Here is a 14,714-nt window from a genome sequence, read left to right as displayed (position 1 = left end):
GCTTCTCTTATTTTTTTGCTACTTTTAAGATCAAATTTCACAAACAAATGCAATCGATAAGAGACAATTTTGAACGAATGGCAAAACTTTCAGATGCCGAATGGAATACTTTTTCATCTAAGCTCATCCGGGAAGAATTTCCAAAGAAAACCTCAATACTGAAAGCGGGTACCATCGAAAACTATCTTTCTTTTGTCGAAAAGGGATTGGTAAGATATTACATTCCCGGTGAGGATCACGACCGTACTTTTACTTTTGTATTCGATGGTGAATTTACGAGTGGGTATGATTCGTTTATCACAAGACTACCTGTCACTTATACGATTGAAACCCTCGCAGAAACCGTTCTTTGGCGCATATCTTACGAAGATCTTCAGGATATTTATGCTGAAACTAAGATTGGAAATACCATCGGACGCTTTGCCAGTGAAGGATTATTTCTTAAAAAAACAAAAAGAGAACTTTCGCTGCTGAACGAATCCGCCGAGCTGCGTTATCTGAATCTGTTTACAGAACAGCCACAGCTCATACAAAGGATTCCTCAAAAATATCTTGCCTCTTATATTGGCATCACTCCACAAGCTTTGAGCAGAATCAGAAAACGCATTTATTAACCCAGGTTCATTGTTTTCAATCGCTTTACTGCGCAACTTTGTTAAAAAAAAAGATATGGAAACTTTAATTGTGTTAGTAGGTGTTTTTGTCATTACGTTGCTTTTTATAAAACTAATCTCAAAAAAAATTGAAATTTTTCAGTCAGCCAGAATTGCCATGGCTGTCATGCTTGTCTTTACAGCCGTAAGTCATTTTGTTTTTACCAAGGGAATGGCGATGATGGTCTCTTTTTTACCCTGGCCGACTGCAATTGTTTATGCAACAGGGATTATAGAACTCATGGCAGCAGTGGGCTTATTGATTCCAAAAACGAGAGTGCTTACCGCTAAACTGCTGATCGTATTTTTTATCGTTTTACTTCCTGCCAATATTTATGCAGCCGCACACAGTATCAATTTACAAACAGCCAATTATAGCGGAAAAGGCATTTCTTATTTATGGTTCAGAATACCGCTGCAGCTTTTATTTATTAGCTGGGTATACTTCTCTTCCATCAAAAAGCAATCTAGTTTGAAAAGAGTTACAGCTAGCTAAAACTTGCATTTTGTATCACTTTAACCTGAACTCCTTTGTAGGATAGTTTCGAAATAGAATTAATTTTTAGTTAAAACTTTTTTTTGTTTCAAAAAACATCATACATTTGTAACATATTTTATTACAGTATGATTTCAGGTAAGTTTGCCATAACGATTCACATTTTAACTTTGCTCACTAAATTCCCGAACGATTTTTTGTCGTCGGAATTTATTGCTGGAAGTATTAATCTGAATCCGGTTTTGGTACGAAAAGAAATTGCCAATTTAAAAGCACATCATATTGTTGAAAGTAAAGAAGGTAAAAACGGCGGTACAAGACTGGCGGTTGATCCTTCGAAAATTACATTGAAAGAAATATTTGAAATGACTTTTGAAACGATCAATCTGGGTTATGCCAAAAATCAGCCTAATCCGGATTGTCCGGTTGGAAAAAAGATCAATCAAAATTTGAGCTCTTTGTATGCTGAAATGAATCAAAAAGTTAGTTTGCAATTAGATGGTGTCTCCCTGGAAGATTTTTCTAATCAATTCTAAAACTATTTTTTTACACAAAACTGTAACATTTTTTATTACTAATTAAATTTATATATTATGAAAATCGCAATTATTGGAGCAACCGGATTTGTAGGTACCGCAATCTTAAACGAACTGGCTAACAGAAATCATGATCTTACGGCTATTGCCAGAACCCCAAAAGACAGCTCAAATGCAACGTGGAAAAGTGCAGACATTTTTAATGTAGAAGCTTTGTCTGAAATTTTAAAAGGAAATGATATCGTTATCAATGCTTACAATTCGGGGTGGACCAATCCAAATATCTATGATGATTTTATTGCCGGATCAAAAGCCATTCAGGAAGCGGTAAAAAAATCGGGAGTAAAACGTTTTATTACCATCGGAGGAGCGGGAAGTTTGTTTGTTGCTCCGGGTCTACAGGCAGTTGACACACCTGATTTCCCAAAAGAATACCATGCAGGAGCCACGGCAGCCAGAGATTATTTGAATATTTTAAAAGAAGAAAAAGAACTGGATTGGGCTTTCTTTAGTCCTGCTTTTGAAATGCATCAGGGAATTACCACCGGACGAACCGGAAAATACCGCTTAGGTTTAGAAAATCCGGTTTTTAACGACGATCAGAGAAGCATTCTATCCGTAGAAGATCTGGCAGTCGTTATCGCTGACGAAGCGGAAACTCCAAAACATCATCAGGTGAGGTTTACAGCGGCATATTAATCTTTGAGACTCTAAGATACTAAGGTACTAAGATTCTAAGTGATTTTTTATCTTATAGTCGGGAGTTACATTAAATTCCGTCAATTTTCGCAAGCAAATTTCGAAACATCAAAATTGGCGAAATTCGAGTGATTCGTGGCGGCCAAACGCAAACAGTTTCAAAAAAAATCCTTTTTGAAACTGTTTTTGTTTTCTGTACTTTTACACTACCAAAAAGTATATTTTGTCAGGTTCAAAAAAACGATCAGGTAGTTTACACGAAAAAGCCGGAATTTCTCCTCCAGAAATCACCAATGTTTCTGCTATTCAGCAAATTAAAAAAAACAGAAGACAACAACCTTCTTCAAAGGAGTTAATTGATGGTATACTAACCGGAAATATCACGGCTCTGAGTCGTGCTATCACGCTGGTTGAAAGTACCAATCCGGAACATACCGCAAAAGCAAACGAGGTTATAAAAGGTTGTCTGCCACATGCCAATCAATCGATCCGAATTGGAATCACTGGAGTTCCCGGTGTTGGAAAAAGTACATTTATTGAAACTTTCGGGAGTTACCTGACTCAATTGGGGAAAAAAGTAGCCGTTCTGGCAGTTGATCCCAGCAGCTCTATTTCACACGGCAGTATTTTAGGTGATAAAACCCGAATGGAAGAACTTGTAAAAGACGAAAATGCTTTTATCAGACCAAGTGCTTCCGGAGATACTTTAGGCGGTGTAGCCCGTAAAACAAGGGAATCGATTATTTTATGTGAAGCCGCAGGTTTTGACACGATTGTTATAGAAACAGTTGGTGTAGGACAAAGTGAAACTGCTGTTCACAGCATGGTGGACTTTTTTTTACTACTAAAAATTTCAGGTGCAGGAGACGAACTTCAGGGTATCAAACGCGGCATTATGGAAATGGCAGATGCTATCGTAATCAACAAAGCCGATGGCGATAACATCAAAAAAGCCAATCAGGCCAAACTGGAATTCAACAGAGCTTTACATTTGTTTCCACCCAAAAAATCGAACTGGCAGCCAAAAGTTACTACCTGCAGTGCCATTACCAAAGAGGGCATCTCTGAAATCTGGAATACCATTTCTGATTATACGGAAACGACCAGTTCAACGGGCTTCTTTCAGGAAAGGCGAAAAGAGCAAAATCAGTTCTGGATGATGGAAACCATTGATGAACATTTGAAATCAAACTTTTACAATCATCCTGAGATTATTGGGCAATTGATACAAATCAAAAAAGCGGTGCAAAATGATGAAATATCACCTTTTGCAGCCGCTCAGTTTTTATTAGATAAATATAAAAACAGCTTCTAATTTCTTAAAGCTTTTTTTCATTTATTTCACATTAATAACAAGTGTATAGGTCTCTTCACTTTCTTGAATAGGGTATTTACCGGGAACTAAAATATTTGAATTGAATTTTAGAGATTTAACTAATTCCGGATCTATAGTCTGTCCCTCAGGTATTAAATAAACTTCTCTATTTCGCAATAATACTTTTTTATGTTCTGGGGTTAAAGCACTTTTTTGAATTTCCATAACAAAATTTCCTTTTTCATTTGTAACACGTACCGGTGTTCCGTCAGGGGCTGGTTTCAAAAAGCTAAAGGTTCCCCATAAGTAAAAAATAAAATTACAAAAACCTTCTGGCTGGCTGCAATCAACATTATGTGCTCCCCAATCTCGCACAATAACTCCTTCATAGTGAGGCAATCTTCTTTGAGTATTGGATTGATTTTGCTTCTCTGTGTTTGATAATTGAGTATTTTGATCTTCAACAGATTCGTTATTACAGCTTATAAAAAAAGCGGCAGACACAAAAACTAACATTACTTTTAATACTTCAGATTTTTTTTTTGGTAATTTTTTCATAATAAATAAATTTAATTGTCCTTACTCTATCACAGGCTTTTCAGGTTACGCCTTTTGGTTTAGTATAAATCAATTAAATTATTTTTTGTTACCCCCTATTTTTAAATTTTAACAAAAAAAAGCTGCTAAGTACTTCTATACTTAGCAGCTTTTTTTTTACAATAAACCGAAAATTACTTTTTCTTATCCCTAAGTTTATATTTATTTTCTTTATATAAATTTCCTGCTGTAATTACATGTGCCAAAGCATCTTTCGCTAAGTCTTCATTTAACTTAACAGGAATTAAAGTGGTGTCGTTTTTGATTTCAAACTGTAAGGGTTTCAAATTAGGCTGCATGATTACGACCTGGTTCTCGACTCTGAAAGCATTGATATCATTGAACTGCATAATTGATCTTCCTTGCGTTTTTGGATCTAATTTGTTTAGATTTCTTCCTACCATCGGAGTTTCAAATGGTAATCCCAAATAGCTTAATAAGGTTGGCGGAATATCAATCTGACTTGCCAATTTACTGTAAACAGTGCCTTTTTTAACTCCTGGCCCCATGATCAGAGCCGGAATATGAAATTTATTGATTGGCACTAAATTTTTACCGTAGGTTCTTGTATTATGGTCTGCGATTACGATAAAAATGGTGTTTTTGAAATAAGGTTCTTTTTTAGCCATTTCGAAAAATTTCCCAATTGAGAAATCTGCATATTTCATGGCATTATTAACCGTTGCAGGTTTAGCATCATAAGGTTTGATACGTCCCGCAGGATATTCAAAAGGCTCATGATTGGACGTCGAAAACATTAAAGAAAAGAATGGCTTATCCCCTTTTGCTTTAAAATAATTATTCGCTTTGGTTACCAGATCCTCATCTGAATACCCCCAGGTTCCTTTAAAAGCGTATTTGTTTCCGTCTGATTCAAAATCCTCCTGATCTACGATATCCTGAAATCCATTTCCGTTAAAAAAAGAAGCCATATTATCAAAATTCGCCATTCCGCCATAAATAAAACTGGTTTCATACCCTTTTTGTTTCAGTGCATCGGCTAAGGTGAAAAATCCTTGCTGCGAGTTTCCTAATTTCACTACACTTTCTGAAGGTGAAGGTAAAAATCCGGTTACTACTGCTTCGATTCCACGTACACTACGGGTTCCTGTACAGTACAAATTGGTAAACAATAAACCTTCTTTTGACAGTTTATCAAATTCAGGCGTTAAAGGCTTTCCTCCTAAAATTCCAACGTACTCCGCTCCTAAACTTTCCTGTAGAAAAATAACTAAATTGTACGGTTTCTTTAAAAGTGTGTCCGGTTGCTGTACATGTAAAAACGGAATTTCGGCATCTGTAAAATCACCAGGCCCAGCGATCATGTATTTTTTAACACGGGCAATGGCCTCGGCTTCTTCCATTTTACCATACATCTTGGTGTTTCCTTCGTTTTTAATGGAATACGCCGCAAAAGCAACGGTATAAAAAGAATTCAATCCCAAAGTATTAGTCAGCTGATCTGTTGAGAAAACAGCATTACTGGCATTGATCGGACGTTTTGAGGTAAGACTTGAACGTGCTCCAAAAAACAATAAAAAAGCCAATAACGGAAAAACCATCAATTTAAATTTATAGTCTGCACTGCTCGTGTAGAAGTATTTTTTTCCTTTTTTGAAGGCAAAATACAAGACTACTCCTAAAATTAAAAAAGTCACAATGATCGAAGTCAGATAACTTTTAAGCAGCATTCCAACTACCTCTTTTGGATAGATCAGATAGTCTAAGAAAATTTTATTGGGACGTGTATCGTATTGTTTTACAAAATCGGGCGTTGCCAACTCTACAAACAGAATCAGAAACAGCAATAAAAAACTATAAATTACAAGAAATTTATTGGTAAACTTCGATGCTTTATCGGGCAGAAAAGTAATTAAAACTGCCGGCAGGAAAGACATATAGCAAAGTAAAATCAAATCCATTCGAAGTCCGATTGGAAAAATGTACCAGAAATTTGGTGTTTCTGTTACTCTGTCTTTAAAAATAAAAAATAAAAACAATCGGCTTAAAGTGGTAATCAGCAATCCGATTGCAATGAAGTTAATGATAGGTTTTAAAAAACTTAATTTTTTCATTAGAAAGATTTAAATGTTTTTAGATTGGGGCATATCCTAAAGACACACCTCTGTATGTCTTTACTCTTCGTAACGGTTTATTTCACGATCGTAAAACTCATTTGCCAAAACAATTAAGCCTTCCATTTCAGCATTTAACTCTGCCTCATCAAGATCTTCCGCTTCTTCCATGAATTCTACCTCATCATCTTTTAAATTGATAATGAATCTTGGGTAATCCAGGTGAATGATGAAAATATCATCTGGAAAATCAGTATTGTCTCCGAGTAAAAATTTAGGTAATTCCATTTGTATTGATTTATTATTTTTATGTATTGGCTCACCAATTGCAGCGGTTTCAAAGTGTTTTAAGGATCCTTTTTAGCTGCAACTGATTCTTTTGCAGTCCAAATTTAAGTATTTGAAACTGAATTTTTGATTAATTTTTTAGTCAGGTAATGAAATCTAAGATAAAGAAATATTGCAGCAGTCGTTAATCCCGCCAAAAGTCCTATCCAAACTCCCTGCGCTTTTAGTTCCGTATATTCAGCAAGGTAATAGGAAATCGGGAAACCAACGATCCAATAGGCTACAAATGTAATGTACATCGGGATTTTCACATCCTGCAATCCACGTAATGCTCCCAGAACAACCACCTGAATTCCATCAGAAATCTGAAAAACGGCTGCGATTAAAAGTAATTTTGACGCGATACCGATTACCTCGTTGTTATCCAGAAGCTGCCCTCCGTTTTCCATATTCAAAAACATATGTGGTAGGAAATCATGAAACGCTACAAACAGAATCGCAAAGAATGTTTCGATGATAATCGCGAGCAAAAAGATCGAACGCGCTACCACAACTAAGTTTTTATAGTCCATCAAACCTCTTTGATTGCTTACTCTAATCATCGAAGTTACGCTCAATCCCATAGCAAACATAAAGGTCATTGACGCCAGACTTAAAGCAATTTGATTGGCGGCCTGACTTGTTTTTCCAATGTTTCCGCAAAGCCAGATCGACGCAGTAAACAAAACCACTTCAAAAAGCATTTGCATCGCCGATGGAAATCCGATACTGATTATCTTTTTCAGCGTTTCCTTTTTGATTTGATTAAAACTGAAGTTTTTAAAGAAACGTTTCAAATCGTTTCTTCTCGAAAGCATAATGTGCATGAACATCACTAAGAATATCCTTGAAATCACCGTCCCCAATGCTGCTCCGATAATTCCCATTTTTGGAAAAATCCAGATTCCATAGATCAACATATAGTTGATTCCAACGTGCAGCACATTGGCCATAACCATGGCATACATTGAATATTTGGTCAGTGAAAGACCGTCGGCAAATTGTTTGTACCCCTGATAGACAATTAACGGAATCAAAGAGAAAGCGACCCAATCCAGATAAGGTTTCGCAAGAGCAATTACATCGGCAGGCTGCTCTAGTAATTCCATTAACGGTTTAGCCAAAACAATAACTCCAAAAAGCAGTAGTCCTAACAAGATGCATAAAAACAATCCGTGATGAAACGCGGAACGAATTTTACCATCATTTTTTTCGGCATCACCTTCTGCTACAATTGGTGTAATGGCGGTAGAGAAACCAATCCCTAATGACATGGCGATAAAAATCAAACTGTTTCCTAACGAAACGGCTGCTAATTCTGTACTTCCTAACTTTCCTACCATTATATTGTCGACAATTCCTATTAGAGTGTGTCCGACCATTCCTAATATAATAGGGTATGCTAATCTTAAATTATATGAAAACTCTTTGGTATACTGCTTAAAATTCACTTCGATTCTTTTTTAGTCGGCAAAGATAATCAGAAGCTTTGGATTCTTTGTTACGATTAAAAACATAAGCTAATATTATGTGCTTTTTAAGCGACACCGATATTATATAACAAATCCTAAAAATTATATAACAGAATGTTAAGATCCTGAAACTAATTTTACACTATTAGAAATTCAAAAATGATTGTCATGAGAAATTTAAAAATGTTATGCCTCGCTGCTTTCGCTTTCTTATACGCCAATACTACTTTCGCTCAGGACAGTACCATTAAGAATTATAATCAGGGTTTTAGATTAGGCTTTGGTTTAAATGGTGGTATCCCGACGGATAATGACTATAAATGGTCCCTTGGCGGAGATGTTCGTCTGCAGTACGATTTATCTAAAAAAACATCGCTAACCTTAACAACAGGTTTTACAAATCTGTTTATGAAAAATGACGCAAAAGATCTTGGATTCATTCCGGCAAAAGCAGGTTTTAAAGCTTTTATCTGGGAAGATCAGTTTTATGTTTTAGGAGAAGTAGGTGCCGGTTTTGCTGTCACAAACGGGTATGACGATACTACTTTTTTATGGGCACCGGGAATTGGCTATGCCAACAAATACATTGATATCAGTGTCCGTTATGAAGATTATAATAAATTCAAAACCAATCAGGTTGCTTTACGTTTAGCCTATGGCTTTGATTTATAAAGATTAAGTTTAATTTATTTTTTTGTTTTTGGTATGAACCCGGTAGAGATCAAAATCTATCGGGTTTGGTGTTTTTTATACCATTGGTCAAAAGAGAACTGCCATTAGTCAAATGATTTTTCGTGATTGGTTTAGAACGCGGTAATTCGCAGAAAAATTAATCAAATCATGAACAAAACAATCTTTTATCTATCGCAGCTTTTCCTTTTTTTATTGACTAGTATTGCTGCACAATCACAATCAAAAATAGCAGGAGAACTTAAAGTTGATTATGTTCCGTTCTCCAACTATGTCCGTCCAATGGACAGTACTAAAACTAGTGCTGAAAGTAATTTCAAAAGGGCGCAAATTGCTTTTGAAATACCTCTTTCTCTGGAAATGGACCAATACAACCGTCCAAAACTCTGGTCTCTTTTTGCAAACGGAAGTTATGCCAAAATGGAAAACAAGAATTATGAAATTCAGTCTCTTCCGTTAGAATTTCAGGGCGGCTTTCCTAATGAAATGCTGAATGCGCAAATCGGAGTCAAACATTTACGTTCTATCTCACCAACCTGGTCGTTAATGATAATGGCTTCTGTGGGGGTTTACACGGATATGGTCGAGATCAATAAAGATGATGTATTGTTACAGGGTGGTGTGTTTTTCATCAAACATTTCAATCCCAATATGGCATTTGGTATGGGACCTGTACTAACCAATAGTTTTGGTGTTCCGATGGTGCTTCCGGGAATTTATTTCAACTGGGAATCCAGAGGTGCGTGGCATTTTAAAATTACCTTTCCGGAAGGTCTGCAATTTGGATATCGAATCTCAGAAAACTTTGACTTGAAAGCGGTGGTCGAACTAAGCGGAATGACGGCGGAAACAAAAGTGAATAACAGAACATCACTATTGGGGTATCAGCAAATTATTGCCGGTATACAGCCTGAAATTAAGCTTGGCAAACACTGGACACTGCAACCAACGGCAGGATCGACACTTTTACGCAGCTTCTCCAGTACCAACAGAAAAATTAAGGATATTTTCAAGGAGAAAGACATGGCTAATCCTAGATTCACGACTACATTTTACGGAGCTGTGGCCCTAAAATGGCAATTCTAGGGTCATCGGCTTAATAAGTTTTTATAGACTACCTCTTTCAGTAATGCTTCGCGGCGTGTTCTTGAAATGGGTAGTTCTTGTCCTTTTATAAATAATCGTCCACCGGAAACAGAGTCAATATGAGTAATATTTACAAGGAAAGATTTATGAATTCTAAAGAAAATTTCTGTCGGGAGTGTTTCTTCCAAAGAAATCATTGTTTGATGAATTACGAGAACCTTATCTTTAAAATGGAGCTTTGCATAATTCTGCATTCCCTCGATATAGAGAATATCAAGCCAGGAGATCTTTTGAAATCCTTCTTCCTGACGTACATACAAATAGGGATCTAATTGATTCTGCTTTGGAGCACCCAGCATCTGATACCATTGTTTTGCTTTTAAAGCAGCCTGATAAAAACGTTGAAACGTAATGGGTTTTAGTAAATAATCGACCACCTGCAAACGATATCCTTCAAGGGCATACTCAGAATAAGCTGTCGTAAAAATAACCAAAGGCGGATTGTCCAGCGATTCCAGAAATTCCAGCCCCGTGAGATACGGCATATTAATATCCAAAAACAACAAATCGACTTCTTTTTCCTGAATGTACGAAGTAGCTTCTAATGCGGACGCACAGGTACCTGCGACTTCAAGAAAATCAATTTTAGAAACAAAATCTACTATTCCGCTTCTTGCAATAGGTTCGTCGTCGATAACAAGACATTTCATTTTCATATTTTGTTTTTTTACTTTTTTTTTATTTTTTCCCGCAGATCAGGCAGATTTTTTTTTCTTTATTTTTTTTCGGTTCTTCATTATACCCCAATAACTAAAATGATTGTCGATTTTTGATTTCTGAGCTGTGAAATTCAGGAAAATAGCTCCTATTCCACCCTTACCACTACCCAATCAAAAATCTGCAATCGTAAGTCTTCAATCTAAAATCTTTCATGACATTGTGCTATCGGAAACGACAAAATCTTTTACTTCAAATCCAAAACCACGATTACCGTAAAATCAGAATCGGTTTTAATGATGTTTAACTGGTGTTTTTCAGGATATTGAATCGCCAGTCTTTTTTTGACATTTTCAAGTCCGAGCCCTTGATTCTTTGAAGGGATTTTGTATTGTTCCGTATAGGAATTCTCAATCTTAAAATGCAGCTGTTTTGCCGTTTGTTTACATCCCAAATGCACATATCCTTTTTGCCCCGGAAGCCTTGAAACGTGCTTAAATGCATTTTCTATTAAAGGAACTAAAAGCAATGGTGCGATCTGAAGCTGGGCATCTTCAATACTCCATTTACATTTTACTTTTAATTCATTGCCCCATCTCGTTTCTTCGACTCCAATTAAGTCTTTCAGGTATTTTACTTCGAGATGCAGCGGTACGTATTCTTTGTTGCATTCGTACAATTGATACCTCAAAATATCCGAAAACCGAATGAGCAAATCCGAAGCCAGTTTTACGTCGCTCTGCATCAAAATGTGAATGTGATTGAGCACATTAAACATAAGATGCGGATTAATCTGATCCTGAAGAATCTTGATTTGTGCCTCAAGATGAACCTGTTGCAGCTGAGCATGATTTCTTTCGATTATATTATGTTCCTGATAAAACCGAAGCCCGCAGGCAGTACCGCAAATCAAAATAGCTGCAGGGGTACTGCCAAAGAATCGTGCAAATAAAAACTGAATCATCGTCATGTTTGCTTCGTCAGGATACAATCGTGCGCGGGTATGCGAATTTGAAAAGATGGCATCAATAACGGCCAGGCAAAATGAAAGCATAAAAACTACCATGACACTTTGCACTGCAAATAGTGCCATTCTTCTTTTACGCAACGCAACAGGCAATACAATATCGCTAAGAAAATGCGCCAAAAGACATGAACAAAGTAAAACCAAAAACGCCTGAAAAGCTGCCGCTCGAACGCCGTAAGCCTCTATCAGCTGTGACCAGATCGTTATTCCGAGTAAGCACCAGAAAAAAACTAAAAATATTCGGTGTCTGTTTTTATTTATTACAACCATTCTAAAAGAATAAAAAATTGATGTGAAACTTCATGTTCAAAAATAACCCTATATTTTTCAAACAAACAGCAAAGAACCCAAAAAGATCCTTTGCTGCTGACAAGGCTAAACCAAAAAAGCCTGTTTAAAATATAAAATAACCAACCCCAATGTTAAACGAATTTGGCTTCGAACTAAACTCCTTACTTATGTTGTTTAACCCTCCCTGATACGTAACATCCAGAGTAAATTTCGAAATTTCGATTCCTGCTCCAACCTGATAGCCTATATTGGATTTATTAAATTTTCCATAGGCAGTTTTCAATTGATTCACCGAAGAAATATTTTCATCCAGCACATAAGAATAAATTCCTCCTCCAAAAACTCTTACGTTGAGCATCGATTGATCAATTATTTTGTAACCAATTACCAACGGCATTTCGAGGCTTCTCCATTTTAGATTTTTAGAAGGCAAAGAAGCTGTTCTTTCAATTTTAGAAGACTTCTCACTGTAGAGAATTTCATTTTGAATGAAGAAACGTTTGAAATCAAATCGGGCCATAGCACCGCCAAAAAAGCCCGCTGCATACTTTGAATCCGAACCTTTTGAAACGGGAAGTTCAGAATAATTTGATCCTGCTTTTATTCCAACATGAATAGGAAGCGGGGATTGTGCATTTGATTTAAAAGAGATTAAGGTAAAAATAACTGTCAACCATAATAATTTGTACGTGTTCATGATAATAATGTTTATTAATTTGATGCAAAGGAGCACAAACCTGAAACGCTTTAAAAATTAGTTTGATGAACGGCAGCTGGGTGTTGACTAACGGACTTCCTTAGCTGTTTTACGCAACAAACCCGACAGGTTTCAAAAACCTGTCGGGTTTAGATGTGATACCCCACTATTTACTTCAAATACTTTTTATCAGTCAAAGTTCTCATGAAGGCAATGAGCTGTTTTTTCTCCAACTCTGATAAGTTTAACTTGTCTTCGGGTAAGGTTTGGTTCGGAACATCGAATCCTAAACCTACTCCGCCTCCTTCATTATAAAAGTCAATCACTTCTTCAAGAGTATTGTAAACTCCATTGTGCATGTAGGGAGCGGTAAGTGTAATGTTTCGGATCGTTGGCGTTTTAAACGAATGTTTATGAATAGCCGCCTGCGTGATGACAAACTTGCCCAAATCTCCGTCCAGCTTTTTGTTTTTATTTGGAACGCCTAATATTTCACTCTCCGATCGGTCAAAATTAGGAGGAACAGTTCCGTTGGTTAATGGTATAAAATGGCAGGTCGCACATTTGGCTTTCCCTGCAAACAAATTAAAACCTGCTTTTTCATCCGACGTGAAATTCTCTTTGTTTTGCATATACCCATCAAACTTTGAATCGTACTGACTCAATGACCGAATATAAGAAGCCAAAGCATTCTTGATTTCAAATTCATTGATGGCTCCTTTCGGAAATGCTTTTTTGAAATCTCTTACATAGTTCGGATTCTTCTGAAGTACTAAAGCTGATTTCTCGAGAGAACCGTGCATTTCGTTTTCATTTTTAATCACAGCAATGGCCTGATCTTCTAGATAACTTACTCTGGAATCATCAAAAAATACGCGCTGAAAAGCAATATGATTCAATGTCGGCGTGTTGCGCTGCAGCATCGATTTCCCGTCTAATGTAACAGCTCTTTCCAAACCATCGGTAAAAGCTTTATCAACATGATGACACGAAGCACAGGAGCGAGTGTTGTTGCCCGACAGAACCGGATCATTGAACAGCTTTTTTCCTAATGCAATTTTCTCCGGAGTTGTTTGATAATCCGGGAAACCTGAAAATGCCTCGGGATCAAATGCTCCTGAGTCGAATAGCGTTTGTGCCGTTGTTTTTAATCCTCTTTGCTCTTTCATCAGCGGAATACCCAATTCTGATCGCGTTTTGAATAGCCCTTTGTTTAATGGATTGGCGATTTCTTTAATAAAATAAGCCCGATCAAAAGCATTGAAATTGGTATTTGTTTTTAAATAGTGCTGTCCTTTCTTCAATATTTCAAGCACCTGATTCGAATTTGAAACGGGCTTATCTTCGACATACACTTTGTAATATTTCTCAATGGTTTCTAAAGCTGCCACAGCTTCAGGAAGTGAATTCAATACGACTGGCGAATCGAATCCGGTTATTCCTAAAGTAACTATTCGATATACTTCCAATCGCATGGCATCAAAAACATGCGCATCCGTTAATTGATTGGATTTTGAAACTTTTTCTAAACGAGCCAAATTAGCCGACAAGATACCCAGCTCCTGAAGCAATTCTTTTTTATGCTCTTTGTCATATTTAGGAAAAACCAATTCTTCAATAACCTGAAATCCTTCAGGCGGAACAGTCACTTTATCATTTTCTTCAAATTCGGGTATTGCGGGACCATTTATCGCTTTAGAAACTGCAGGCGAATAATACTCGCTTATCATTTCGACCTTTTTGTAACTTTGATGTGCTTCGAGAAATTGTCTCTGAATTTGTACTTCGGTAGAATCTGACTGCACGGAATATTTAAGCTTAGCAACCTTCTCAATCAGTAAAGTAATATCAGACTGAAACAATTCATTTACTTCCTGATGTTTGTCTTTTTTCTGACAGGCTACCAATGCCAGCAGGAAAAACAAACCGTATATTTTTTTCATGTGTATTAAAAATTAAAAGGGAAATATTCAGAAAAACAGAAACCACTACCTCAAACTGAGATAGTGGATGACTGTTTTATAATGCTTTAAAAA

The 14,714-nt window shown here is 36.6% G+C and carries 15 protein-coding genes; 7 read left to right on the top strand and 8 right to left on the bottom strand.

Going from position 1 to position 14,714, the window contains the following annotated elements:
• Positions 1–47: 47 nt before the first annotated feature.
• The 5 genes from B0A80_RS04625 (at position 48) to meaB (ending at position 3,699) form a co-directional block, all read left to right on the top strand.
• Positions 48–614, top strand: coding sequence for a Crp/Fnr family transcriptional regulator (locus B0A80_RS04625; RefSeq protein ID WP_089076583.1), 567 nt, complete (start codon positions 48–50; stop codon positions 612–614).
• 55 nt (positions 615–669) lie between these two features.
• Positions 670–1,149 (top strand): DoxX family protein, encoded by a 480-nt coding sequence (locus B0A80_RS04620; protein ID WP_089076582.1) that lies wholly within the window; start codon positions 670–672, stop codon positions 1,147–1,149.
• 128 nt (positions 1,150–1,277) lie between these two features.
• On the top strand, positions 1,278–1,685 hold the full coding sequence (locus B0A80_RS04615) for an Rrf2 family transcriptional regulator (protein WP_089076581.1): 408 nt from the start codon (positions 1,278–1,280) through the stop codon (positions 1,683–1,685).
• A gap of 57 nt (positions 1,686–1,742) precedes the next feature.
• Positions 1,743–2,384: an NAD(P)-dependent oxidoreductase gene (locus B0A80_RS04610; protein WP_070907493.1), complete on the top strand. Its 642-nt coding sequence runs from the start codon at positions 1,743–1,745 to the stop codon at positions 2,382–2,384.
• 223 nt (positions 2,385–2,607) lie between these two features.
• Positions 2,608–3,699 carry a methylmalonyl Co-A mutase-associated GTPase MeaB gene (gene meaB / locus B0A80_RS04605; protein WP_089076580.1) on the top strand — a complete coding sequence of 364 codons (1,092 nt, stop codon included), beginning with the start codon at positions 2,608–2,610 and terminating at the stop codon, positions 3,697–3,699.
• A 21-nt stretch (positions 3,700–3,720) separates the two neighbouring features.
• On the opposite strand, the gene B0A80_RS04600 is transcribed toward meaB, so the two are convergent.
• The 4 genes from B0A80_RS04600 to B0A80_RS04585 form a co-directional block, all read right to left on the bottom strand.
• Positions 3,721–4,257, bottom strand: a complete 537-nt coding sequence (locus B0A80_RS04600; protein WP_233430708.1) for a hypothetical protein — start codon at positions 4,255–4,257, stop codon at positions 3,721–3,723.
• 173 nt (positions 4,258–4,430) lie between these two features.
• Positions 4,431–6,371 (bottom strand): LTA synthase family protein, encoded by a 1,941-nt coding sequence (locus B0A80_RS04595; protein WP_089076579.1) that lies wholly within the window; start codon positions 6,369–6,371, stop codon positions 4,431–4,433.
• A gap of 60 nt (positions 6,372–6,431) precedes the next feature.
• Positions 6,432–6,659 carry a hypothetical protein gene (locus B0A80_RS04590; RefSeq protein ID WP_017495128.1) on the bottom strand — a complete coding sequence of 76 codons (228 nt, stop codon included), beginning with the start codon at positions 6,657–6,659 and terminating at the stop codon, positions 6,432–6,434.
• A 104-nt stretch (positions 6,660–6,763) separates the two neighbouring features.
• On the bottom strand, positions 6,764–8,149 hold the full coding sequence (locus B0A80_RS04585) for an MATE family efflux transporter (protein WP_017495127.1): 1,386 nt from the start codon (positions 8,147–8,149) through the stop codon (positions 6,764–6,766).
• 189 nt (positions 8,150–8,338) lie between these two features.
• Between B0A80_RS04585 and B0A80_RS04580 the strand changes: the two genes are divergently transcribed.
• Together B0A80_RS04580 and B0A80_RS04575 are read left to right on the top strand one after the other, a co-directional pair.
• Entirely contained in the window at positions 8,339–8,842 is a 504-nt protein-coding gene (locus tag B0A80_RS04580) for a hypothetical protein (RefSeq protein ID WP_083342548.1), read from the top strand.
• A 168-nt stretch (positions 8,843–9,010) separates the two neighbouring features.
• Positions 9,011–9,946 (top strand): DUF6268 family outer membrane beta-barrel protein, encoded by a 936-nt coding sequence (locus B0A80_RS04575; protein ID WP_089076578.1) that lies wholly within the window; start codon positions 9,011–9,013, stop codon positions 9,944–9,946.
• A gap of 2 nt (positions 9,947–9,948) precedes the next feature.
• Here B0A80_RS04575 and B0A80_RS04570 read toward each other — a convergent pair whose 3' ends face one another.
• From B0A80_RS04570 to B0A80_RS04555, 4 genes are all read right to left on the bottom strand, one after another.
• Positions 9,949–10,662, bottom strand: coding sequence for a LytR/AlgR family response regulator transcription factor (locus B0A80_RS04570; protein ID WP_089076577.1), 714 nt, complete (start codon positions 10,660–10,662; stop codon positions 9,949–9,951).
• A gap of 248 nt (positions 10,663–10,910) precedes the next feature.
• Positions 10,911–11,960, bottom strand: coding sequence for a sensor histidine kinase (locus B0A80_RS04565; protein ID WP_089076576.1), 1,050 nt, complete (start codon positions 11,958–11,960; stop codon positions 10,911–10,913).
• Positions 11,961–12,084: 124 nt separating this feature from the next.
• Complete coding sequence (locus tag B0A80_RS04560; RefSeq protein WP_089076575.1) at positions 12,085–12,678, bottom strand: porin family protein; 594 nt, start codon at positions 12,676–12,678, stop codon at positions 12,085–12,087.
• 170 nt (positions 12,679–12,848) lie between these two features.
• The gene (locus B0A80_RS04555; RefSeq protein WP_089076574.1) at positions 12,849–14,621 is read right to left on the bottom strand and encodes a cytochrome-c peroxidase; all 1,773 of its coding nucleotides are present in this window, start codon (positions 14,619–14,621) and stop codon (positions 12,849–12,851) included.
• Positions 14,622–14,714: the final 93 nt, after the last annotated feature.

It is taken from the genome of Flavobacterium tructae, from assembly GCF_002217475.1.
GTDB classification, from domain to species: Bacteria; Bacteroidota; Bacteroidia; order Flavobacteriales; family Flavobacteriaceae; genus Flavobacterium; species Flavobacterium tructae.
Note: the sequence above shows the minus strand (reverse complement) of the source record. Positions and strands in the feature narration are given on the sequence as shown.

Coding starts and splice junctions, on each gene's coding strand:
- B0A80_RS04580 (WP_083342548.1), top strand. CDS start 8,339: ATGAGAAATTTAAAAATGTTATGCCTCGCTGCTTTCGCTTTCTTATAC.
- B0A80_RS04610 (WP_070907493.1), top strand. CDS start 1,743: ATGAAAATCGCAATTATTGGAGCAACCGGATTTGTAGGTACCGCAATC.
- B0A80_RS04600 (WP_233430708.1), bottom strand. CDS start 4,257: ATGAAAAAATTACCAAAAAAAAAATCTGAAGTATTAAAAGTAATGTTA.
- B0A80_RS04615 (WP_089076581.1), top strand. CDS start 1,278: ATGATTTCAGGTAAGTTTGCCATAACGATTCACATTTTAACTTTGCTC.
- B0A80_RS04620 (WP_089076582.1), top strand. CDS start 670: ATGGAAACTTTAATTGTGTTAGTAGGTGTTTTTGTCATTACGTTGCTT.
- B0A80_RS04625 (WP_089076583.1), top strand. CDS start 48: ATGCAATCGATAAGAGACAATTTTGAACGAATGGCAAAACTTTCAGAT.
- B0A80_RS04570 (WP_089076577.1), bottom strand. CDS start 10,662: ATGAAAATGAAATGTCTTGTTATCGACGACGAACCTATTGCAAGAAGC.
- B0A80_RS04575 (WP_089076578.1), top strand. CDS start 9,011: ATGAACAAAACAATCTTTTATCTATCGCAGCTTTTCCTTTTTTTATTG.
- B0A80_RS04565 (WP_089076576.1), bottom strand. CDS start 11,960: ATGGTTGTAATAAATAAAAACAGACACCGAATATTTTTAGTTTTTTTC.
- B0A80_RS04590 (WP_017495128.1), bottom strand. CDS start 6,659: ATGGAATTACCTAAATTTTTACTCGGAGACAATACTGATTTTCCAGAT.
- B0A80_RS04560 (WP_089076575.1), bottom strand. CDS start 12,678: ATGAACACGTACAAATTATTATGGTTGACAGTTATTTTTACCTTAATC.
- B0A80_RS04595 (WP_089076579.1), bottom strand. CDS start 6,371: ATGAAAAAATTAAGTTTTTTAAAACCTATCATTAACTTCATTGCAATC.
- B0A80_RS04555 (WP_089076574.1), bottom strand. CDS start 14,621: ATGAAAAAAATATACGGTTTGTTTTTCCTGCTGGCATTGGTAGCCTGT.